The organism is Shewanella sp. WE21, from assembly GCF_002966515.1.
Classification (GTDB): domain Bacteria; phylum Pseudomonadota; class Gammaproteobacteria; order Enterobacterales; family Shewanellaceae; genus Shewanella; species Shewanella oncorhynchi.
Map to the genome: position 1 here is coordinate 1,238,779 of NZ_CP023019.1, position 24,422 is coordinate 1,263,200.

13 protein-coding genes are annotated in these 24,422 nt (G+C 45.6%); 3 read left to right on the forward strand and 10 right to left on the reverse strand.

Features of this window, described 5'->3' with window-relative positions; genetic code table 11:
* Positions 1–207: 207 nt before the first annotated feature.
* Complete coding sequence (gene acnB / locus CKQ84_RS05340; RefSeq protein WP_105250395.1) at positions 208–2,805, reverse strand: bifunctional aconitate hydratase 2/2-methylisocitrate dehydratase; 2,598 nt, start codon at positions 2,803–2,805, stop codon at positions 208–210.
* Between the two features lie 434 nt (positions 2,806–3,239).
* Between acnB and hxpB the strand changes: the two genes are divergently transcribed.
* Together hxpB and CKQ84_RS05350 are read left to right on the forward strand one after the other, a co-directional pair.
* Positions 3,240–3,899, forward strand: coding sequence for a hexitol phosphatase HxpB (gene hxpB / locus CKQ84_RS05345; RefSeq protein WP_105250396.1), 660 nt, complete (start codon positions 3,240–3,242; stop codon positions 3,897–3,899).
* 95 nt (positions 3,900–3,994) lie between these two features.
* Positions 3,995–4,336 carry a DUF2845 domain-containing protein gene (locus CKQ84_RS05350; RefSeq protein WP_028759308.1) on the forward strand — a complete coding sequence of 114 codons (342 nt, stop codon included), beginning with the start codon at positions 3,995–3,997 and terminating at the stop codon, positions 4,334–4,336.
* Positions 4,337–4,416: 80 nt separating this feature from the next.
* On the opposite strand, the gene CKQ84_RS05355 is transcribed toward CKQ84_RS05350, so the two are convergent.
* From CKQ84_RS05355 to ampD, 9 genes are all read right to left on the reverse strand, one after another.
* A complete protein-coding gene (locus CKQ84_RS05355; protein WP_105250397.1) occupies positions 4,417–6,459 on the reverse strand; it encodes a M13 family metallopeptidase in 2,043 nt (680 codons plus the stop codon).
* Positions 6,460–6,687: 228 nt separating this feature from the next.
* Positions 6,688–8,904 carry a patatin-like phospholipase family protein gene (locus tag CKQ84_RS05360; RefSeq protein WP_173913156.1) on the reverse strand — a complete coding sequence of 739 codons (2,217 nt, stop codon included), beginning with the start codon at positions 8,902–8,904 and terminating at the stop codon, positions 6,688–6,690.
* A 215-nt stretch (positions 8,905–9,119) separates the two neighbouring features.
* Positions 9,120–13,613, reverse strand: a complete 4,494-nt coding sequence (locus CKQ84_RS05365; RefSeq protein ID WP_173913157.1) for an EAL domain-containing protein — start codon at positions 13,611–13,613, stop codon at positions 9,120–9,122.
* 379 nt (positions 13,614–13,992) lie between these two features.
* A complete protein-coding gene (gene lpdA / locus CKQ84_RS05375; protein ID WP_105250398.1) occupies positions 13,993–15,420 on the reverse strand; it encodes a dihydrolipoyl dehydrogenase in 1,428 nt (475 codons plus the stop codon).
* A gap of 147 nt (positions 15,421–15,567) precedes the next feature.
* Positions 15,568–17,577: a dihydrolipoyllysine-residue acetyltransferase gene (gene aceF, locus CKQ84_RS05380; protein ID WP_105250399.1), complete on the reverse strand. Its 2,010-nt coding sequence runs from the start codon at positions 17,575–17,577 to the stop codon at positions 15,568–15,570.
* 12 nt (positions 17,578–17,589) lie between these two features.
* Positions 17,590–20,256, reverse strand: coding sequence for a pyruvate dehydrogenase (acetyl-transferring), homodimeric type (aceE, locus tag CKQ84_RS05385; RefSeq protein WP_105250400.1), 2,667 nt, complete (start codon positions 20,254–20,256; stop codon positions 17,590–17,592).
* 81 nt (positions 20,257–20,337) lie between these two features.
* Positions 20,338–21,090, reverse strand: coding sequence for a pyruvate dehydrogenase complex transcriptional repressor PdhR (pdhR, locus tag CKQ84_RS05390; protein WP_105250401.1), 753 nt, complete (start codon positions 21,088–21,090; stop codon positions 20,338–20,340).
* Between the two features lie 317 nt (positions 21,091–21,407).
* On the reverse strand, positions 21,408–22,259 hold the full coding sequence (gene ampE / locus CKQ84_RS05395) for a beta-lactamase regulator AmpE (RefSeq protein WP_105250402.1): 852 nt from the start codon (positions 22,257–22,259) through the stop codon (positions 21,408–21,410).
* 81 nt (positions 22,260–22,340) lie between these two features.
* Positions 22,341–22,904, reverse strand: coding sequence for a 1,6-anhydro-N-acetylmuramyl-L-alanine amidase AmpD (ampD, locus tag CKQ84_RS05400; protein WP_105250403.1), 564 nt, complete (start codon positions 22,902–22,904; stop codon positions 22,341–22,343).
* A gap of 258 nt (positions 22,905–23,162) precedes the next feature.
* Here ampD and nadC point away from each other — a divergent pair, with 258 nt between their 5' ends.
* Positions 23,163–24,044, forward strand: coding sequence for a carboxylating nicotinate-nucleotide diphosphorylase (nadC, locus tag CKQ84_RS05405; RefSeq protein ID WP_105250404.1), 882 nt, complete (start codon positions 23,163–23,165; stop codon positions 24,042–24,044).
* The last annotated feature ends 378 nt before the right edge of the window (positions 24,045–24,422 follow it).

A 24,422-nucleotide genomic window follows, 5' to 3' on the forward strand; every position in this document is an offset into this window, starting at 1 on the left:
GCGAGATTGACCGACGGAACGGCTTAAATGGATTTGTTTTAATGGCGACAACACGTGACCATTAGTAAGTAGCGAGTTTGTGATGTAAGGCCTAAAGCATGACTATGATAGGGTTCATTGGTGCATATAGATGTAGAAATAAAACAAACCCACAAAAAAGCCAGCTTACGCTGGCTTTTTACATCAAGTTACCTTAACGGCAATCGATTACACAGCTGTCTGGAAGATCACTTCCGATGCTTTTTTTGTGTAAGACTCGATTTGGTCGAAGTTCAAATAACGGTAAGTGTCAGCCGCAGTTGCGTCTAACTCTTTTGCGTATTCTTGATATTCTTCAGGTGACGGCAGACGACCTAACAGTGCAGCAACCGCAGCCAGTTCAGCAGAGGCTAAGTAAACGTTAGCACCTGTACCTAAACGGTTAGGGAAGTTACGGGTAGAAGTCGATACCACAGTTGAACCTTCTGCTACACGTGCTTGGTTACCCATACACAGTGAACACCCTGGGATCTCGATGCGCGCGCCTACACGACCAAAAATCGCGTAGTAGCCTTCTTCAGTCAGTTGATCTCTATCCATTTTAGTCGGTGGTGCAATCCACAGACGTGTTGGCAGAGTTTTAGCAAACTTGTCTAGCATCTTACCGGTTGCGCGGAAGTGACCGATGTTGGTCATACAAGAACCTACGAACACTTCATCAATCTTAGTTTGCGCAACAGATGACAGTAAAACGGCATCATCAGGGTCATTTGGTGCACACAGGATTGGCTCTTTGATGTCATTTAGGTCGATTTCGATTACTGCAGCGTACTCAGCATCTTTATCGGCGCTCATCAGCTCAGGATTGGCTAACCACTCTTGCATGCCTTTGATACGACGTTCAATCGTACGACGATCGCCATAACCTTCAGCGATCATCCACTTGAGCATGATGATGTTGGAGTTCAGGTATTCAATGATAGGTTCTTTGTCTAACTTGATGGTACAACCGGCAGCAGAGCGCTCAGCTGAAGCATCAGACAGTTCGAAAGCTTGTTCAACTTTCAAGGTTTCAAGACCTTCGATTTCCAGTACGCGACCAGAGAAGATGTTTACTTTACCTTTCTTCTCAACGGTCAGCATGCCCAGTTCAATGGCTTTTAATGGGATAGCATGAACCAGATCACGCAGTGTGATACCCGGTTGCATTTTGCCCTTGAAGCGCACTAATACTGATTCAGGCATGTCGAGTGGCATAACGCCAGTCGCAGCAGCAAACGCTACTAAGCCTGAACCCGCTGGGAATGAAATACCAATTGGGAAACGCGTATGTGAGTCACCACCCGTACCAACGGTATCTGGTAGCAGCATACGGTTTAACCACGAGTGGATAACACCGTCACCTGGACGCAGTGATACACCGCCGCGGTTCATGATGAAATCAGGCAGAGTATGATGTGTGTTCACATCAACTGGCTTTGGATAAGCCGCAGTGTGGCAGAATGACTGCATAGTCAAATCAGCACTAAAACCTAAACAAGCTAAATCTTTCAGCTCATCACGGGTCATAGGACCAGTGGTATCTTGTGAACCGACAGACGTCATCTTAGGTTCGCAGTATTGACCAGGACGCACACCCGCTACGCCACAAGCTTTACCGACCATCTTCTGTGCAAGTGTATAACCTTTGCCAGTATCAGCGACATCTTGAGAACGTACAAAGACGTCAGATAACCCTAAGCCTAATACGTCACGGGCTTTGTCCGTTAAACCACGACCGATGATCAATGGAATACGACCACCAGCACGAACTTCGTCTAACAAGACTTCAGTTTTTAAGCTGAATTCTGAAATCACTTCGTCGCTATCGTGACGCTTAACCACACCGGCGTATGGGTAGATGTCAATCACATCGCCCATTTCCATCTTGTTTACGTCAAGCTCGATTGGCAGTGCGCCCGCATCTTCCATAGTGTTGAAGAAAATCGGTGCAATTTTACCGCCAAGGCAGAAACCGCCAGCGCGCTTGTTAGGTACGAATGGAATATCATCACCCATAAACCACAGTACTGAGTTAGTCGCAGATTTACGTGATGAACCCGTACCCACAACGTCACCCACATATACTAATGGATGACCTTGTGCTTTTAATGCTTCGATTTTTTTCACTGGGCCAACGGCGCCAGCAACATCAGGCTCGATACCATCACGGGCGTTTTTCAGCATAGCTAACGCGTGCAATGGGATATCAGGACGTGACCATGCATCTGGTGCAGGTGACAAGTCATCGGTGTTGGTTTCACCAGAAACTTTAAATACTGTCAGAGTGACTTTGTCGGCCAGTTTTGGACGGCTTAAATACCAATCTGCATTCGCCCACGCTTCAACCACTTGCTTCGCAAACTCATTGCCCGCTTCCATCTTCTCAACCACATCGTGGAAAGAATCAAACATCAGCAGAGTGTGAGATAACGCTTTAACGGCTAAAGGTGCTAACGCTGGATTATCCAGCTGCGCGATCAGAGGTTCGATGTTGTAGCCGCCTTGCATTGTGCCTAATAACTCAGTAGCACGCTCAGCAGACAGAATCGGTGATTTCTCAGTGCCTTTGGCAACCGCATCTAAAAAAGCAGCCTTAACGTAAGCGGCTTCATCAACACCTGGGGGAATTCGATTTTCAAGCAGGTCGAGAACGAAAGCCTCTTCACCTGCGGGTGGGTTTTGAACTAACTTAACCAGTTCAGCCACTTGATGTGCATCTAATGGCTTAGGGACTACGCCCTCTGCAGCACGTTCTGCGACGTGTTTACGATATGCTTCTAGCACGGCAACATTCCTCTTTGTTTGGCGCTCTAACAACGAAACTGCACGTCTTCTTAATTGAAGCTGACAGTCCGACATGATCGACCCGTATTTCCGGCCTGCAGTATACTACAGCTTTGCAAAAGTATGAATCAGGTCACACTCGGCAAAAAGCGAAATAAGGACTAAATCCGGCGGCGAATGCCAACTTACGGGAAGATTAAAACAAGTGAAATTAGACAATAGTTTGAAAACAGACAAAAAACCATACACTACAAATAGTTAACAATGTTTCATTAATTTTAAATCGAACAAGCAATTTTCCGCGCCCCAGAGCAAATAGGTATAAATTTTTCTCATCTTGCGGCATTTTGGCTTTTAAGATGCAGTGCGAGAACTTACACTCAGGCTTAATTTACTGCATATCTCAGTTATTTCCTTAGTCCATCGGAGTACCAATGACATCCCTTAGCATTCAAGCCGTTATTTTTGATATGGATGGCGTTTTAATCGATTCAGAACCCCTATGGCAGCGAGTCGAGTATGAAGTGTTATCCGCACTCGGCGTGCCAGTGACGATAGAAACTATTCAACAAACCACGGGCTTACGCATCGATCAATGCGTCGATTATTGGTACCACAAGGCACCTTGGCCACACTATGATAATGCCAAGGTCAGCCAAACGATTGTTGATAAAGTTGCAAATGAAATTCTGGTTAGCGGCGAAGCTATGCTGGGCGTCCACGAAGCGATTGATCACTGCCAAGCGCTTGGCCTTAAAATCGGCTTAGCGACCTCGTCGTTCTACACTATTATTGAGGCAGTTCTTTCTAAGCTAGGACTCAGTGATAAATTTATGGCAGTACAATCGGCCGAGGGACTCACCTATGGCAAACCCCACCCAGAAGTTTATTTGAATTGCGCTAAGGCGTTAGATGTTGATCCCCGTTGTTGTCTTGCCATCGAAGATTCCTTTAACGGCTTAATTGCCGCCAGAGCAGCCAACATGCAAACGGTCGCGATCCCTGCGCCAGAACAAAGAGGCGATGCTAAATGGATTATCGCCCATCATCAGGCCGAGAGTTTGTTGGCATTAGCAACAATTTTGGCGAAATAACGTCACAACACACCGAGTTTCTGCAGGGCGGATAAGCTTAGTCTTTGCCCTACGGATAAATGCCAGAATGGTGTATGCACCAGAAGGAATGCAATGTGAAGTACCTATCCTTAATACTGCCCATGGGTTTAATACTCATGTCCACCTGTTTACCCGCTAGTGCAGGTGAGACCATGCACTGTAAACAACAAGTGATCAATACGGGCGATACTTTAACGACTGTGCAGGATAAATGCGGCTCGCCCAGTGATATTCGAGAATACAGTTTGCCCGCGACTTATCTCAACGCTAACGGAGACAGGGTGATCGATCCCAGCAAGTTGCCGACTGAGTATCAAGAATGGACCTATGACTTTGGACCAACACGCTTAATGCGCCGCCTGTATGCCACTGATAATAAAGTCACAAAAATTGAATCCTTAGGTTACGGACATTAATCGGCAGCATCCTAGATTATGGTCATCAATAAAAAAGCCAGACATTGTCTGGCTTTTCTTATTTCAATCTACTGAATGTATTACCAAATTTTCACACGCTCATCTGGTGTTAAATACATTTTATCGCCTTCTTTCATCTCGAAGGCCTTATAGAAGGCTTCCACGTTACGTGGCGTACCCATGGCACGATAATGGCTCGGTGAATGCGGATCTGTCAGCAAACGACGACTCAGTTCTTCATCACGGTAATTACGGCGCCATACTTGCGACCAACCCACAAAGAAGCGTTGCTCGCCCGTTAAACCATCGAGCACAGGTGCAGGTTTGCCGTTAAGGCTCATCAAATACGAACGTGCCGCTACGGTTAAACCACCTAAGTCGCCGATGTTCTCCCCTAAGGTCAAATCACCGTTAACAAACTTGCCGGGCATTGCCTCATAACCTGAGTATTGGGCAGACAACTGCTTACCGCGTTTTTGGAACTCTTCTCTGTCTTTATCTGACCACCAATCACGCAGGTTGCCATCACCATCGTATTTAGCGCCTTGGTCATCAAAACCATGACTAATTTCATGGCCGATTACGGCACCTATACCACCGTAGTTAACGGCATCATCGGCATCCATATTAAAGAATGGCGGTTGCAGAATCGCAGCAGGGAACACAATTTCGTTTTTAACTGGACTGTAATAAGCATTCACCGTTTGTGGTGTCATGCCCCATTCGGTCCGATCAATTGGCTTGCCTAGCTTGTTGATCATGTCTTGATATTCAAACTGAGCGTAACGCATGTAGTTACCCACTAACTCGTCAGCCTTAATATCTAAACCTGAGTAATCTTTCCATTTATCTGGATAGCCAATTTTGTAGGTAAATTTAGCCAGTTTTTCTTGGGCGGCGACTTTGGTTTCTGGCGTCATCCACTCAAGTTCATTAATGCTGACTTCAAAACCTTTGATCAAGTTTTTGATCATGGTTTCCATGCGCGCTTTAGCTTCTGGCTTGAAGTATTGCTTAACGTACTCTTCACCCACTAACTCACCAATCACTTGGTCGGCGCCATCAACCGCTTTTTTCCAGCGTGGCTGCTGCTCTTCGATACCCATTAAGGTTTTGCTCTTAAAGGCGAAGTTCAAATCAACAAAGTTTTTACTCAGTAACTCGGCGTAGCTATCCACTAAGTGGAACGCCAGATAATCCTGCCAAGCCGATACTGGGAATGTCTCGAAACTGGCGCCGAGTTTTTCAAAATAAGAGAGCTGACGCACGATCACTTCAGTCACTTTATCGCCTAAGCCAGCACTCGCAGCAAAGGCATTAAAATCGAATTGACCGGTTAACTTTTGCAGTTCAGCACGATCTAACTTGTTGTATGCCTTGTTGGCATCACGGGATTCGACTCGGCTCCACTGACTTTTGGCGATCATCATTTCGATGTCGGCGACGTTTTTAGCCGCACGTTTAGCGTCCTTGTAACCCGCTTCAGTCAGTATCTCTGTCACATACTTCGCCATGGCTTGACGATTAGCGGCAAATTTAGGGTCATCTTTAAGGTAATAATCTCGATCCGGTAGCGTGAGGCCTGACTGGCTTAAATACACCGCATACTGAGTTGAGTTTTTAGCGTCATTATTGACGTAAAAACCAAAAGGAATACCAGAACCCGTCGTCAGTAATTGACCCATCACAGCGGGTAAGTCAGCGTGCGTTTTTGCGGCAGCGATATCGGCCAGCAATGGCTTAAGCGGAGTAACACCTAATGTTTCAAGCAAATCGGTATTCATAAAGCTAGCATTGAAATCACCGATTTTCTGCTCATTCGAGCCTGCAGCAGGATTCTTTTTAGCGGCCGCTTCGTCGATAATTTTCTTCAATGCATCTTGGCTTTGGTCGTACAACACAGAAAACGCGCCATAGTTAGATTTGTCAGCAGGAATAGGCGTATTTGCCAACCATTTTCCGTTAACGCTGTAATAGAAATCATCTTGATGGCGAACTGAGGCATCAAAGTTTTGCAATTCAATGCCAGACACCGCGACGGCTTCAGTTTTAGGCTCAGTACTACAAGCCGCTAAACCTAAACTCAAGGCGATACTCAGTGCCAGTGTGCTTATCTTCTTCATTGTTTTCCCCAGCTTCCGTTGAGAGTTATTATTTTTCCCGCAAAACCTTAGCATCTTGGCACGCCTCACAGTAGTAAGATTTTGTAAAAGGATATGACACTTTAGCGACACTCTTAGCTATTTCGGCAAGCTAACTTCCATAAGGATGACGCTTATAGTTTTTCCATCGACCAAAAAGTAAGGGCACAACCTCAGTCATGCCCTTAAGTTCTTTACACAAATATCAAACTAGAAGTTTTTACCCACAAATAAATAGAAAGACTTATCGCCAAGATCTGTGATCCCAAAACCAAGTGCCGCAGGTCCCATGGAAGTATCTGTACCGATATAAAGACTCGATGCATAAATCAGATCGGTCAGGGTAACGTCAGTGCGCTCGTCCCAGACATTCCCCGCCTCTAAGCTCCAACCTAGGTATAGAGGATAATCTGTCATACCTAGTGCATCACGCCCGAGATCATATTGATAAATAAAGGCCCCAAACACTTTATGTGCGCCCATAATGGAGTCTTTATGGTAACCAGACAGGTTTAAGAATCCTCCCAGCTCAGATAAATGCAGCGTATTGACCCCATCATTATTGTTAGTAGCAATTGATGCCTTACCAACAAAAGCGTGGTTACCGACACTCAAGGCACCTTTCCAGTCGGCCTCTATTTGCACACTAAATTGGTTTTGATTATCGTCGATACTGTCATTGAAATCTTCATTGCGCACGTAAACGTTTAAGGTTACGCGATTACCTGATGTTGGAAAGCTAATGCTATCTAAGCTATCGTAACCGAACCTAAAGTAAGCACCATAGGAACTAAAATCTAAGTCCTGCGTTAGCCAAACATCATTGACTATCGACCCCTTCTCTGCGACTAAGCCTAACTCAATCATCCCTTGTAAGGTGTAGTTATAACCTATGCCTAATTCAATAGTGTGGGTTTTCTTGTCGAAGGTTAAGATACGACTGTTATTATCGTATAAGTCCCAATCACGGGTATCGTATTGATAGCGGGCACGGCTAAAGAACTGTTGGTCCCTGTCTAAAGGCTGATAGAACTCAGTTGCAAACAACTTTTCAATGCCGAGTTTGACCTCATTGCGCCACTCGCCACCATTAAAGGTCAAATCAGTCATGGTATAAGCCATGTCAAAACTGATGGCAGATTCTGAATTAAAATCATCCTCCCAATTAAAGCCCAGTTGGAAATAATTCGGCCCCCAAGACTTAGCCTTAGTGGTGACTGTGAGTATACGGCCATCCTCACCTTCTACAAATTCAGCATCGACACGTTCAAATTTATTGAGGGAGTAAATACGCTTTAACGCCTCATTAAGCTCGTCTTTAGATACAGCTTGCCCAGGTTTAATATTCAAGGTTTCCGTCAAGAGATTCAAACTCACCTTAGATTGGTTTTCAAATACGATTTCATTAATGGGATGACGTACATCCGCCATTAATAATTTACCTTTGGCTTTTTTAGCCTCGACGTAGGCGGCATATTCCTCAGGGCTCACGCTCATACTGCTCAACTTATAAAGCTGACCATTAGCGGCTTCTTTTCCAAGGGTTAATGCCAGCGGCATAATAGTGAAATCAGTGGTGCTGAGGGCGTCAATCGCGGGTCGGATCAATACATCTTTATCTGTCAGCAATTGTTTTTGTTTTTCAGTGCTGGCATTGGTCAAAAAATTAGAGAGCTGATCGAGCACTGCGATAGTACTGTCTAACTTATCTTTTTTGACCAGAGGCGAGCCAATATCGACGGCGATAATAATATCGGCTCCCATGGCCTTAACCACATCGACGGGCATGTTATTAGCAATACCACCATCGACCAATAACTTGCCTTCAATTTGTGCGGGCTGAAGTGCACCAGGTACAGTTGCAGACGCTTGCATAGCTTTAACCATACTGCCATGACTAATCACCACAGGTAAGCTAGTTTCTAAGTCGGTTGCAACCGCTCGGTAGGGAATGGCTAAATCATCAAAATGACCAAATTGCTGCACCAGATCTGTCGACTGACGTAAAAGTTGTGACATAGTCTGTCCACGTAGCAGACCACTTGGCGCCCTCACTTGGCCTTCGTTATAGCCAATGTTTAACGGAATATTGTAACGGTCGCGTAACTGTTTATCCCTGTAGCTCAAAATATTGCGCGGTATGGTGTCCGAGTAGCCACTGTCCCAGTTGACCCCCATCATGATAGCTTCAACTTCACTCGCACTGTAACCCAGTGAATACATGCCAGCGACATAGGCACCTATGCTGGTGCCCGCGATGTAATCAACGGGGATGTTATGTTCTTCTAATATTTTGAGCACGCCCACATGAGCGGCGCCTTTAGCACCACCACCACTGAGTACGACACCAATTTTAAGGCGCTCTGCAGCCAAAGACGGGGTAACACACAAACACAAAATAATAGAAGCGAGTAGTTGACGCATCATGTGAGGCTACTTTTTATGGGATAAAAATCCGAGTTATATTAACAAACTTATCGATTTAACCGTCAGTCATATTTTATCTGGACCGACTAGTGATAAGTTTGTGTACTCTTTATACAAACAGATGAAGTTTAATTGAATAAACCGCTAAACAAAATATCCATCACCACTGAAGACGATTCCCCATCAGCTGTACAAATATAGACTATGTTTCTAGCTTAATGATCAATAGAGACGATTTTGTTATCTGTCTCTAAATAGCGCTCAAAATCATCAACGCACATAGGTTTAGCAAAATAATACCCTTGAATAATATAACAGCCACGGCTAAATACTTGCTCTAACTGCTCAACCGTCTCAATCCCTTCAGCAACCACATTTAATTTAAGGTTACGGGCTAATTCAATAATACTGCTCACAATCGCCTGATCTGCGGTATTAGTGGCGATATCAATCAAAAAGGAGCGATCAATTTTTAGGGTATTGACTTCAAAATTACGCAAATAAGCCAGTGAAGAATACCCAGTACCAAAGTCATCGATGGCAACCTCGATCCCCAAAGATTTCAATCGTGTAAGATGGTCTTTAGCGACATGCAACTCCTTCATCAATACGCCTTCGGTGATTTCTAATCCTAAAGATGCTGTTGGCATTTGGGTTTCTTGTAAAATTCTTTGGATATCTTCAATAAAATCTGGCTGCCTAAAATGCACCGCCGAAATATTAACCGACAACTTAAAGCCCGAGCCATAGCGCTTAGTCCAATTGGCCCCCTGCACACAGGCTTGTCTTAATACCCAGCGGTCAATATCAACAATTAAACCGCAAGCCTCAGCAACTTTAATGAAAATATCGGGACGAATAAAGCCGTCTTGCGGATGTTTCCAGCGAATTAATGCCTCCATTCCTATGAGCTTATCGTTACGTAAAATATCAATTTGCGGCTGATAATAAAGCTCGAACTCTTGCCGTTCTATGGCTTTGCGTAAATCGGCCTCAAGCCGTAAATGATAGAGGGCTTGAGCATTACGCTCCGAGGAATAATATTGGAAATTGCCTCGCCCTTCTTCTTTGGCATGGTACATAGCAAGATCGGCATTCTTGATAAAAGCCTCTGGCTGCACCGCATCGTCGGGCCAAATGCTGATGCCTATGCTGGTCGAAATATAAAATTCCCGACCATATAACTTAAAAGGCGCGACAATTTGCTCCAACAGGCGCTCGGCGACATGGTTAATATCGTCAATGCTGTTTGCATTGCGGAGTAAAATCACAAATTCATCGCCACCAAAACGGCAGAGTAAATGCTCGCTGGAAATACAAGATTGCAGTCGGCTTGATGCTTCGACCAGCAGAGCATCGCCCATGCTATGACCATAGGAATCATTAACATGCTTAAATCTATCGAGATCTAAAAACAGTAGCGCCAGTTTCTCACCTGTTTGTTGTGCAGCTTGAATCGACTGTAATAGACGGCTAGAAAATAAGGAGCGATTTGGCAACCCAGTAAGCACATCGTAATTAGCCAAACGGCGTAAATCGGCTTCAGTACGTTTACGCTCCGTAATATCAGAAAATACCACCACATAGTGGGTTACTTTCCCGTTAATGCTTTGCATCACCGACACGTTTAGCCACACAGGACAAAGTTGCTGATTGGCGCGGATTAACTCCCGCTCTCCGGTCCAAGACTGACTATCACGGAGAAGTTGCTTAATCTCCGATGCTAATCCGTCATTCATCTGTACGAATTGTGCAAATGGTTGCCCGACTAAGTCGTCAGAATCTATACCAATAATTTGTTGCGCAGCGTAATTCGCAACGCGAATACCGCCTTCGACATCTAAAATCAACACACCTTCAGAGGTATTGCCAAACGCTTTCGCCAATAAATTAATTTCATCTTCTAGCTGGCGTTGCACAGTAATATCGCTATAAATACCCGCGACCCGTTCAATTTCATTTGAGTGCTTATTGCGAGCAACTGGCCGCCCTCTAACCCTCAGCCATCCCCAATTACCGTCCTTACGCTGATAGCGATATTCGGCCTCGAATCGGTCAATCTCACCCGCCATCATGTTGTCCCACTGAGCGAGAGCTTTCTCCCTATCCTGCGGATGCACAGGCAAATCATCTAAGCTCACCACAATCTCATTGGCATGCGTACCAAGCACCGAACCGCGATTATCAAGGTGAAATGCCTGAGTATTTTTATGCCACTCCCAGAGATCTGAGTCACTGCCGCGCAAAGACTGCCTTAACCTGTCCTCACTCTCCGTTAATGCCAGATTCATCTGCTTAAATGTATTGATCTGTCGTTGTCGATACCAAGCAAGACTTAAAGCAATAATTGAAAATAACAGCAGCAAAATACCTTTAAAACCTTGGGATAACCACCAATGCTGCTCAACATAAAAAGGATAAGAGAACGGCTTATCTGACCATATCCCATTAACTTGACTCAAAATATCTAACACATAGCCACCCGCAGCTAATCCTGCGAGGTTGATCTGAGATTCCCCCTGCAACAAGACATAATGGCTATCTTCATCCTGATAGCGTAATCGGTATTTAAATTGGATTGGCGAATCATCGAGGTAATCTAAGTTAGTGATTTGAAAACTCACCATATTCGCATCGGGTTTGATGGTCATCAGGTTACGCGGCAACAAGGATACTTCTGTCGTGTTGTTATAGTACACAGAGACAGATTCAAGCATCACATGGTCATCGGTTATACGATTGACCAGCCTATTGACATCGAGTCGCATCACACCTTCAGGTGTTCCTAAGTAAAAGCCTGTTTTTGGCGAATAAAAATAAGCGCCCTCGTTCATTTCATCGGAAATCAAACCATCGAGTTGATTAAACATGGCGATATTGCCAGTTTGAATATCCTGACGAATCAAAGAATCAGCACAACCCACAAGATTTGACTTAGGGGTCTTTTGAATAAAAAACACTGAACTACAATTTAATTGCCATTCGGAAGTCAGTGAAACTAACGATTCCGCCTGCTGATTATATTCAAACAAACCTTTTTCATAGGAACCAAACCAGATAATTCCCGGGGACATTTCTTCAATATGGCTAATCGTTGGTTGCGCCGCAAAAGCATTAAATAAGTGCCGTTGATCATGAAACTCGTTTTGACTGTCTATGTAACCAAAGACTTTTTTACCGCCAACCCAAAGACGACCGTCAGAGGTACGATAAATCGTGCGGATCACTGGCCGCTTAGGGCCATCAAATTCGTTCGATGACTTATCAATATCAAATGGCTGGGGCTCATAGAGTCCCATTTCCCAAAAATAGAGTCCCGTGGTAGTCGCAATCCAGACGCGTCCTTTCAGTTTGGGATCCCGATAAGTTTTATATATGAGCTTATTTTTAAAGTCATCCTGACCGTGAGTCCATTTAGAAAAACTGCTGCCTTGCAAGGTCTCTTTATCAATAACAAAAAGACCACTGGTTGTTGAGATCAGTAAATAATGGTCCTCAAACTCACTAATATCATAAATACTTTCGTGGGGATTAAACCCCTCAATCGGAATGTTAACCGCTTTTTTACTGCCCTTAGCAACAAAATCTAAACTAGAAGAACCGAGCCAAACCCCTTCATCACTGGCATGTACAGACCAAGTCATGGCATCGCTCAGCTGATAGGGTTCATCTGCCGCATAAGTATCAAGAATGAAATCAGGCGGTGACGCTAACAATGCCAATCCATCACCAGAGCCTCCAACCCACATCAAGCCTGCATCATCAAACAACATGGCTTTCAGCGTTTCCATGTTGGCCTTAGCCTTCAACTCTTGCTGATAATTCTCAATCAACCGCGTCTCAGGCGACCATTTTAACAAGCCAATACGACTGGCAAACCACAAATACCCTTTAGCATCTTCAATGATCGCTGTGCTCCAATCGGGTAATTCTGGCACAGGTGTAATTTGATGAGCGATTTGATCTAATTGATAAACACCACGCCCTGTCGCAATCCAGATCCTATGTTGAGTATCCTCCAACATATCGAGAATACTGCCCATAGATTCGGTCCAAGAGTATTGGAACAGCCGTTCGCCCTTGTTATCGAGGAGCTCTAGTTGCAACTGCCCCGCAACCAACATGTGTCCATTGGGCATAAGCAATAACTTGCGCCAAGGAAGGTCACGATTAACAGCTAATTGAGTAATAAGGCGCAGTTCTGACTTTGAAGGGGAAAACTCATAGATCTGACCATTATCAATTAATAATCGCCATGTTTTGCTATTCTTGCGGGCTGCCGAGATCAGCGCACCACCTGGAAACTGCGGGAATAGATAGGGAGAACCAAACGCGGTAAATTGATTTTGTACTATATCGTAAAGGTAAATCGCGGCATTGGTGCTGACCAATAACTTGTCTCGGTCGATGTTCACCACTGTCGTTAAAAAGTCATCCGCAAGCCGTGATTCCGTGCCAATTTTATCAATGCGCCGCACCTTAGAATTACTGACCCGATACAAGCCCTGCTCAGTCGCTGCCCATACAAAACCATAGTCATCTAAGGCTAAACCTCGGATGCTGGTGACAGCTAAACCGTCTCTATCGGTAAAAACACGCTGCACAAAGCCGCCCGCCCAAGCCGAATGGACGCTAATCAGTGAAAGGATGAAACATGTCAGAATTGTTCTAATTATTTTTGTTTGCATGTGACAACTTACTTCATACATATACCCAAACCACCTCAAAATGCAGGATTCAGCGGGAATTTAACGCACTTTAGGCAAGACGGCTATTTGCAGGCCTAGTGGGCTAAGTCAAAAATAGCCAACACCGCATAAAGTGCGTTAAAACCCGCCGGGACGGAGCACCCAGGGCACTCCACTTCCGTGTTGCATCAATTCAAAAGGTAGCTACATTTTTTCATTGATGCGCCTTGAATTGAAGCACCCTCGGCGCTCTGAAACTCGTATTTTGAGGTCGCTTGGGTATATCTGTACTGTAGCAGCTCAATCCCTTCAATTCACCCGCTTGTTTACATAAAAGTTACAAAAAAATACAGGCAATAAAAAAGCGCTCAAGTGAGCGCTTTTTTAATCGACAGCTAAATTACTTTTTCTTTGCCTTTGGGTTTGGCAAATCAGTAATAGAACCTTCGTACATTTCAGCCGCTAAGCCGACTGATTCGTGCAGTGTTGGGTGAGCGTGAATGGTTAATGCTAAATCTTCAGCATCACAACCCATTTCAATCGCTAGACCGATTTCACCTAACAGCTCGCCGCCGTTAACACCCACAATAGCACCACCGATCACGCGGTGAGTGTCTTTGTCGAAAATCAGCTTAGTCATGCCCTCAGAGCAATCAGACGCGATAGCACGACCACTTGCAGCCCATGGGAAAGTTGCGGTTTCGTAAGCAATACCTTGCTCTTTCGCTTCTTTCTCAGTCAGACCAACCCAAGCTACTTCAGGGTCAGTGTAAGCAATTGATGGGATGACTTTTGGATCGAAATAGTGCTTCATGCCAGCGATAACTTCAGCCGCTACATGGCCTTCGTGCACGCCTTTGTGAGCCAACATTGGTTGACCAACGATGTCACCAATTGCATAGATGTGCGGTACGTTAGTGCGCAGTTGCTTATCAACCTTGATAAAGCCACGCTCATCAACGTTAACACCTGCTTTTTCAGCATCTAACGACTTGCCATTAGGTGCACGGCCAATAGCCACTAATACGGCATCGTAACGAACTGCTTCAGTTGGCGCGCTCTTACCTTCCATAGAAACATAAATACCGTCTTCACGGGCTTCGACCGCTGTGACTTTAGTTTCAAGGATCAGGTTGAACTTCTTCTTGATTTGCTTAGTAAATACGCGAACCACATCTTTATCAGCCGCAGGGATCACTTGGTCGAACATCTCAACCACGTCGATTTGGCTACCTAAAGAAGCGTACACAGTACCCATTTCTAGACCGATAATACCGCCCCCCATCACTAACAACTTGCCTGGAACTTCTTTCAGTTCTAATGCGTCAGTCGAATCCCAAATACGTGGATCTTCATGCGGAATAAATGGCAGTTTGATTGGGCGAGAACCCGCAGCAATGATCGCTTGCTCGAAAGTCACTTTAGTCACAGTGCCATCTTCAGCAGTCACTTCTAGCGTGTTAGGGCCAGTGAATTTACCAAAACCGTTAACCACGTTAACTTTACGCATTTTGGACATGCCGCCCAAGCCGCCAGTTAATTGGCCAATGACTTTTTCTTTAAAGCCACGTAACTTATCTAAATCGATAGTTGGCTCGCCGAAGACCACACCGTGAGCGGCAACCGCTTTGGCTTCTTCGATAACTTTAGCAACGTGCAGTAAGGCTTTAGATGGGATACAACCCACGTTAAGACACACGCCACCTAAAGTGCTAAAACGTTCAACTATGATGGTTTCCAGACCTAAGTCAGCAGCACGGAAAGCCGCAGAATAACCTGCAGGACCTGCACCTAATACCACTACCTGAGTTTTGATTTCGTTACTCATGTTTTCCTCTAATTCTCATTCAATCCGTTGGAGGAGCTATCCTGCCAACCGAAAATGCGCCAGCGCGTAAGGTGGGCGCATTTTAACCTGTGTTTGATACTGATCACAATAAACAAAAGGCTGCTCAAGATGAGCAGCCTTATATGCTTACAGAACCAAAGTACGAATATCGGACAGAATTCCTGACAGCGTCACACTAAAACGTGCAGCCATGGCACCATCGATCACACGGTGATCGTATGACAGTGACAGCGGCAACATCAATTTAGGTTCGAACTCTTTACCATTCCACTTAGGCTTAATTTCAGATTTAGACACACCTAAAATCGCCACGTCTGGGTAGTTCACGATAGGCGTAAACGCCGTACCGCCAATACCACCTAAACTTGAAATAGTAAAACAGCTACCTTGCATATCAGCAGATTTCAGCTTGCCATCACGGGCACGTATAGAGATATCAGCCAGTTCACGAGATAACTCGATAATGCCTTTCTTATCCACGTCACGCACGACTGGCACAACCAAACCGTTTGGCGTATCAACCGCCACACCGATGTGGAAATACTTCTTCTGGATCAGTGATTCGCCATCAGAGCTTAAGCTAGAGTTGAACACAGGGAACTGTTGCAGCGTTTTAGCCACAGCTTTCAGCATAAACACTAAAGGCGTGATCTTGTAATCGGCTTTTTTCTTCGCCGCTACATCGTTTTGCTGCTTGCGGAACTCTTCCATTTCAGTGATATCAGCTTCATCGAACTGAGTCACATGAGGGATAGTTACCCAGTTGCGGTGTAAGTTAGGGCCGGAAATCTTCTGGATACGGCTTAATGGGATTTCTTCCACTTCACCAAACTTACTGAAATCAACTTTAGGTGCCGCGATCACTTGCAGACCACCGCCGTTACCTGAACCAACAGAAGTTGCAGCAGTCGCTTTCGGACGCGACAATTCGTATTTCACATACGCCTGCACGTCTTCTTTCATGATGCGACCTTTACGGCCAGAACCTGTCACTTGGGTCAAGTCGACACCAAACTCACGGGCTAAACGACGTACTGCAGGAGACGCATGTACCGCACCGGTAGACACAGGTGTACCTGCGCTTGGGTGATGGGGTACTGGTGGACGGCTTGCAGGTGCAGCAACGGGCGCCGCGCTCACTGGAGCAGGAGCCGCCGCTTGTGCAGCAGGTGCTGGAGCACTTGCTGTTGCAACAGAAGTCGTCTCAATCGTCGCAATGACGCTACCTTGAGAAACCTTGTCACCCACTTTAACCGTCAAAGACAGCAGTTTACCGGCAAATGGCGCAGGCACTTCCATGGTGGCTTTGTCAGTTTCAAGCGTAATCAAACCTTGGTCGGCAGTGATTTCATCACCGACAGAGACTAGCACTTCGATCACATCGACATTGCTAGCATCGCCAATATCCGGCACTTGAATTTCTTTTACCGCAACCACACTTGCCGCTGGTGCAGCTGGTGCAGCTGGTGCTGCGGCCACTGGCGCTACCGTAGCGGCAGGAGCAGCTTGGGCAGCAACAGTTGGCGCGGCTGCAGGTGCAGCGCCGCCCACTTCAAGCATGATGACTAAAGAGCCTTGCGACACTTTATCGCCAACCGCAACTTTAACGTCTTTAACCACACCCGCGAAAGGTGATGGCACGTCCATCGTCGCTTTGTCTGTTTCTAGGGTAATTAAACCGCTATCAACTTCAATCTTGTCACCGACAGCAACCAAGACTTCGATAACCGATACATCAGTGTCGCCACCGATATCAGGTACTGTCACTTCAACCACTTTGGTCTCAACGGCTTGAGCCGAAGCAGTAGGAGCCGCTTGAACGGGTGCTGCAACTGGAGCAGATGCTGGTGCCGCCTGAGCGGGTGCTGCAACTGGAGCCGGAGCGGCAGCTGCCGCGCCCGCCGCTTGCATCATAGCAATCAAAGTACCTTCAGATACTTTATCGCCCACAGCCACTTTCAATTCGGCTAAAACACCGGCGAAAGGCGCTGGAATATCCATAGTCGCCTTGTCGCTTTCGACGGTAAGAATCGATTCTTCTGCAGCTAAGGTATCACCCACAGCCACACAAATTTCGATCACTTGCACTTCATCGCCGCCGATATCAGGAACAAAAACTTCTTTTAATTCAGCCATTTTCATTGCCTCTTACGCGTACTGTGGATTGATCTTGTCAGCGTCGATACCATATTCTTTAATGGCTTTTGCTAACACATCGACAGGCAGCTCTTTGCGATCAACCAGTGATTTCAGTGCCGCAATAACGATAAACTTAGCGTCCACTTCGAAGTGGTGACGCAGATTCTCGCGGCTGTCTGAACGACCGAAACCGTCAGTACCTAACACTTTGTAATCGGTAGGAATATAAGCACGTAACTGTTCGCCGTAAATCTTCATATAGTCAGTCGCGACGATTGCAGGTGCATCACTTGAAATCACTTGGCTGATATAGGCTTGTTTTGGCGTTTCGGTTGGGTGCAGCATGTTCCAACGCTCAGCGGCTTGACCATCGCGAGTCAATTCGTTGAAGCTAGTTACGCTAAATACGTCGGCAGTAATACCGAAGTCTTTCGCCAGTGCTTGCGCCGCTTTACGGGTTTGTTCAAGGATAGTGCCACAGCTCATTAACTGAACTTTGCCTTTACCTGAGCCCGCAACCGTTTCTAACTTATAGATACCTTTCACTATGCCCACTTCCGCGCCTTCTGGCATGGCTGGTTGCTCATAGTTTTCGTTCATTGTGGTCAAGTAGTAGAAGATATCTTCTTGATTTTCGCCGTACATACGACGGATACCATCTTGTACCACAACGGCGATTTCGTAGCCGTAGGTTGGATCGTAAGTAATACAGTTAGGGATAGTGTTCGCCAATACGTGGCTATGACCATCTTGATGCTGTAAACCTTCGCCGTTAAGCGTTGTACGACCTGAAGTACCACCGACTAAGAAACCACGAGCACGCATGTCACCCGCAGCCCAAGCCATGTCGCCAATACGTTGGAAACCGAACATTGAGTAGTAGATGTAGAACGGGATCATAGGTGTATCGTTGACTGAGTAGCTCGTCGCTGCTGATACCCATGAAGACATAGCGCCGAGTTCGTTAATCCCTTCTTGCAATACTTGGCCGGTTTTATCTTCACGGTAGTAAGCAACTTGGTCAGAATCCTGCGGAATATATTTTTGACCTTCGTGAGCATAAATACCCACTTGACGGAACAAACCTTCCATACCGAAAGTACGAGCTTCGTCAGGAATAATTGGCACAATATTTTTGCCAATTTTCTTGTCTTTCAGCAGAGCAGTCAGAACACGAACGAATGCCATAGTCGATGAAATTTCACGGCCGTTAGAGCCCTGTAAAATCGAATCGAAAATCTTCAGTGACGGCACTTCCATCTCTTCGGTGAACTTTTGACGACGTTGTGGCACGCTACCATGCAGCGCTTCACGACGGCTCATCATGTACTTCACTTCTTCAGAATCTGGACCTGGGTGATAGAAAGGCAGATCTTCTAACTGGTCATCTGGGATCGGAATATTGAAGCGATCGCGGAAGTAACGGATAGACTCGATACCCATTTTCTTCACGTTGTGAGCGATGTTTTTACCTTCACCCGCATCACCTAAGCCATAACCTTTTACGGTTTTAGCTAAAATCACCGTTGGGCGACCTTTGGTTTTTTGTGCGTGATCTAAGGCAGCGTACACTTTCACTGGATCATGACCGCCACGGTTTAAGCGCCAAATGTCATCATCTGACATGTTAGCCACCATTTCGGCCGTTTCAGGATACTTACCAAAGAAGTGTTCGCGAGTATAAGCGCCACCTTTGGCTTTACAGTTTTGGTATTCACCGTCAACGGTTTCTTCCATTAACTGCAGTAACTTACCGCTTGTATCACGGGCCAATAATGGATCCCAGTAACGACCCCAAATCACTTTAACGACTTCCCAGCCTGCACCGCGGAATTCGCCTTCAAGTTCTTGGATGATCTTACCGTTACCACGTACAGGGCCATCAAGACGCTGTAAGTTACAGTTAACGATGAAGACTAAGTTATCTAATTCTTCACGGGCCGCTAAACCAATCGCACCTAAGGCTTCTGGCTCATCACACTCACCGTCACCTAAGAAACAGTAAACAGTTTGTGCTGAACAATCTTTCAGACCACGGTCAGTCAGATATTTCAGGAAACGCGCCTGATAAATCGCTTGGATAGGACCTAAGCCCATAGAAACTGTTGGGAATTGCCAGTAATCCGGCATCAGTTTTGGATGTGGGTATGAAGACAGACCCTTGCCATCCACTTCTTGACGGAAGTTAGCCAGTTGGTCTTCGCTTAAGCGACCTTCTAAGAATGAACGCGCATAAATACCAGGGGCGATATGGCCTTGGAAATACACTAAATCGCCACCGTCTTTTTCATTGGGTGCGCGGAAGAAGTGGTTAAAACATACGTCATAAATAGTCGCGCTTGAGGCGAAGCTTGAAATATGGCCGCCTAATTCTAAATCTTTCTTAGAACCACGAAGCACCATAGCTAAAGCGTTCCAACGGATGATGGCGCGAATGCGACGTTCCATCTCTTGGTTGCCAGGCATGTGCGGCTCTTGACCCGCAGGGATAGTGTTCAGGTAAGCCGTTGTGGCGTTATAAGGCAAGTGAGTGCCATTACGACGCGCTTTATCGATCAGCTTTTCTAGTAAAAAATGCGCGCGCTCTGGGCCTTCCTGTTCCAACACGGCTTGCAGGGCATCAACCCATTCCTGAGTCTCTAACGGATCTACGTCTTGTAGCATATCTTCAGACATGACACTGTCCTTCTCTATATACATGATAATGAATGGTGTTTGCGGCATATTCCGATTTAGCTGGCAGCTAAATCACAGAACTTAAGCGCCACTCTTTAAACGGCGCAAGCTTCGCTGCAACCGGCTATCTTCTTCCCGCACAGATAACATCACCTCTTCGATGTAACTTAAGTGTTCATTCGAGGCTTCTCTGGCGGCGTCGGGATCACGACGAACGATGGCAGCGAGCAAGGCCCGTCTGTGATCGTTAGCCATAGTAGAAGCTTCTTCGCGGCGGCTTAAAAGCTCCAGGTTTTGCGCCACATTTTGATGCAGCACAGGGGTTAAACTAAGAACGAGGTGTAACATAGCCACGTTATGTGACGCTTCCGCCACAGCACGATAAAAACGCACAATCGCAGCAGCTTTTTGTTCGATATCGGTGGCGGCTTCCACCTCGAGGATCATACGCTTGATATTTTGCATATCGGCGTCGGTACCACGCAGGGCCGCAAAATAGGCCATCATGCCTTCGGTGGCATGGCGGAACTCCAGTAAGTCGTACTGACTCTCTGGATCTGAATTCATCAGTTCAACAATAGGATCGGCAAGGGTCTGCCAGAGTTGTTCTTTGACATAAGTACCACCGCCTTGGCGGCGCATTAACAGTCCTTTTGCCTCAAGCTTTTGAATAGCTTCACGCAAAGAAGGTCGAGACACTTCAAACTGGATCGCCAGTTCGCGTTCAGGCGGTAACTTCTGACCGGGCTGTAAACTCCCCTCTAAGATCATTTGCTCTAATTGCGCCATGATCACATCAGAAATTTTTGGCTGATTAATTTTACTATAGGCCATCAGGCGCTCAGCTCCGTTGTAAATTGGTCTTACCAATTTTTTTGAGTGAGCGCACTTTATCAAATCAGCGTTTTGATGTCCAGATTGAAGATCACTCCTTAAAAGCGATCTCGATCAAAAGCACTCACGAAGAGAGAGCATAGCGGAAAAAAATGTTTATGGGGTCAGACCATTTGACAAAAGCACGGGCTTCGCCCTACTAGGCGCTGCAAAAAGCGCAGCGGATAGATTCTAGGCTCTAGATTCTAGACTAGAAGGAGCACAGCGACGCCCTAGCAGCGAAGCGTTCTCGATTCTCGCTGCGAAGCATCCTTCTTTTAATTCACCAATCCAAAAATGGTCAGTAATGAAAGTATTGCAACAATAAGTGTAAAGTTACGTTTACTGAGCACTAATAATGCTAAGGTTGATTGTACACATATAGGTGCACTTGCGACCTCAGGTAAAGGTTGTGCCGCTAATGCAGTTTCAGCCACCACAGTACGAGCGCTCACATTTAAGGTCAATCCATTACGGCGCCACGCCGCTAAACCTTCACTAAATTGACCACTTAAGGCATAACCAAAGGCGAAAATCCGGCTCGGTAACCAATCCAGTATCGTAATCACTTCGTTGACTAAGGGTAGCTCTAGAGATTTACGGGCATTCTCTTCGGCATAAAAACGTACCGTGCAATACAGTACTGCACCGACTGGACCTAAAAAAATGAAAAACAGCGCCACGGCACCATAATAACGATAGTTAATCCAAGCAACACTTTGACCCACTTTGGCACCTAGGTCTTTCTCGGACACAGCATCTAAACACTCGCTACAATCGAGTTCGGCGGCATAATGGTAACAAGCTTGGACATCTGAGCGACAAGCCGCTTGCATATACTTTTTGAAAATATCACGCTGTTTCTGATGGTTAAAACAAACCACGGCCACAACAATCCATAGTGCTAAACTTAATAAGCCCCAAAACATTCCCGCCACTAACCAAGATAAAACATATACCAACAAGGCTGGTAGCACTAACGCCAACGCCATCATTACGCTTGTCAGTGATGCTTTATCACCAAAAAATGTTGTCTGATAGGATTGCAGTAAACGATCAAATTGCCATGATGAAGGAAGAAATTTAAGTCGCTCCACTAAAATGGCGACCAAGAGTGAAAATAATGCCATGGGCTGTACCTCTATAATTTGTCCATAAATAGTCTAGGTTTATATGGAATACGTCTAAAATCCAAAAAGTTAAGTGATTAACTAAGAGCGCAACGCCTGAGTATATTCCTTTAACTTGCCTAAATATCCTTCCCAATCAAAACTTTGCCCTGGGTCCGTTTTCCGCATTGGCGCAATATCACAATGACCCACAATCCGTTCAATACTCAGCAATGGATATTCTACCAGTATGGCTTGTGTTAACTCGATAAGTGACTGATATTGTTCAGGAGTGTAAGGCTCAGCATCTGTGCCTTCCAGTTCAATACCAATGGAAAAATCATTACAATTCTCTCTCTCGCCATAACGAGACACCCCAGCATGCCAAGCCCTGTCATTACAGCTTACATATTGGACACGCTCGCCATTGCGGCGGATCAAAAAGTGCGCCGACACTTGCAACCCCTGCAACGGTGCAAAGCTGGAATCGGCATTAGTATCTAAACACCCTTGAAATAATTGATCAATGTAAGGTAATCCAAAGCAGCCTGCGGGCAGACTAATATTGTGGATCACTAACAAACTCACTTCATTCAAGGGACGTTGATTAAAATGTGGCGACTCACAACGCCTCGCACTATCACACCAACCCGAATCAAACCGCATGATGAGCTTATCCTCTATGCCACATATACTGGCTTACTCTAACAGTATTCCTCCAAGCAAAGAAGAAACCCTGCGCACGGAACTTACTGACGGAGCTCTCTTTTAACATTGAGATCATGGAGCAAACCATCCACTCTCAATTTAAATAAGGCTGCAGCTTACTCCTTTTGCTCAATCTTCCAACCTGTTCCGTGAGACCTAAGGCCGTGGTAATCTTAACCTAAAATGCAAGTAGGCCGTAATGCAAGGACTCCGCTTATGTTAGAAAACGATATCCGCCAATCAGTAAAATCTGCCCTCAGTGAAGACTTAGGTGGCACCGAAATCAACGATCAAACCAAAGCTATCGCTTATGGCGACATCACTGCAATGTTGATCCCCGCCGATAAGTACGCTGAAGCCACTTTAATCACCCGTGAAGAAGGCGTTTTTTGTGGTAAAGCATGGGCAGAGCAGGTTTTTAACCAACTCGGTGGTGAAGTCGCACTGCATTGGCATGTGGATGATGGCGATCTAGTATTACCCAACCAGCTATTATGTGAATTATCAGGTCCTGCGCGCGCTATTCTCACTGGCGAACGCACGGCAATGAACTTTATCCAAACACTTTCTGGTGTTGCCACCTTAACCAAACATTATGTCGATAAACTGGCGGGGACTCACACTCGTTTGTTAGATACTCGCAAGACAATTCCAGGCCTACGCACGGCACAAAAATATGCCGTCACCTGCGGTGGCGGAAAAAACCATCGTATTGGTTTATATGATGCTTTTTTGATTAAAGAAAACCACATTATGGCCTGTGGCGGTATTCGCCAAGCCGTAGATACCGCCCGCAGCTTGTACCCGAATAAACCCGTTGAAGTCGAAGTGGAGTCACTCGAAGAGCTCGCCTTAGCACTCGACTCTGGCACAGATATCATAATGTTAGATAACTTCGACATCACTAAGATGGTCGAAGCGGTTGAAATGAACAATCAATATAAAGCTAAAGGCGCCGGCGCTAAGCTCGAAGTCTCTGGTAATGTCACCTTAGATACCTTAGCCGAATTCGCCAAAACAGGGGTGGACTATATCTCAGTTGGCGCACTCACTAAGCATGTTCGCGCCTTAGATTTATCACTCAGATTAAAAGCTTAAAACCGCTGGATGTTAGCTGGTAGTGGAATGTTCTCGCAAAGTACCGTAAGCACATTCCACTCATAAAATATTAAGGCGAAATGCATTTTTTTTGTAGGGCTCCTGCAAACCAAATGCGAAATCCTGCCTGCACTATCATACTCAGCATTCCCCCTCACGATGCACTCACCCCGTCACCATTTTATGTCACCAATTTGACAACATAGAGAGACACGCCAGCTAAACTGATATTGTCAAAAAGTTGTTATAACCTAACCTGTCGATAAGTTAGCCTTTTATACAAAAACAACACTTTATTAGTACTTTATACTTAATTTTTGTTTCCTTTTACCTAACTTTGTACTAACTTTTACCAAGGCGAGATGGCCGTTTGGTCAA

Bases quoted from the DNA above. Each gene is read 5' to 3' on its own strand.
- lpdA (WP_105250398.1), bottom strand. From the start codon at position 15,420: ATGAGTAACGAAATCAAAACTCAGGTAGTGGTATTAGGTGCAGGTCCT.
- ampE (WP_105250402.1), bottom strand. From the start codon at position 22,259: ATGGCATTATTTTCACTCTTGGTCGCCATTTTAGTGGAGCGACTTAAA.
- aceF (WP_105250399.1), bottom strand. From the start codon at position 17,577: ATGGCTGAATTAAAAGAAGTTTTTGTTCCTGATATCGGCGGCGATGAA.
- hxpB (WP_105250396.1), top strand. From the start codon at position 3,240: ATGACATCCCTTAGCATTCAAGCCGTTATTTTTGATATGGATGGCGTT.
- CKQ84_RS05365 (WP_173913157.1), bottom strand. From the start codon at position 13,613: ATGTATGAAGTAAGTTGTCACATGCAAACAAAAATAATTAGAACAATT.
- ampD (WP_105250403.1), bottom strand. From the start codon at position 22,904: ATGCGGTTTGATTCGGGTTGGTGTGATAGTGCGAGGCGTTGTGAGTCG.
- pdhR (WP_105250401.1), bottom strand. From the start codon at position 21,090: ATGGCCTATAGTAAAATTAATCAGCCAAAAATTTCTGATGTGATCATG.
- CKQ84_RS05355 (WP_105250397.1), bottom strand. From the start codon at position 6,459: ATGAAGAAGATAAGCACACTGGCACTGAGTATCGCCTTGAGTTTAGGT.
- CKQ84_RS05360 (WP_173913156.1), bottom strand. From the start codon at position 8,904: ATGATGCGTCAACTACTCGCTTCTATTATTTTGTGTTTGTGTGTTACC.
- nadC (WP_105250404.1), top strand. From the start codon at position 23,163: ATGTTAGAAAACGATATCCGCCAATCAGTAAAATCTGCCCTCAGTGAA.
- aceE (WP_105250400.1), bottom strand. From the start codon at position 20,256: ATGTCTGAAGATATGCTACAAGACGTAGATCCGTTAGAGACTCAGGAA.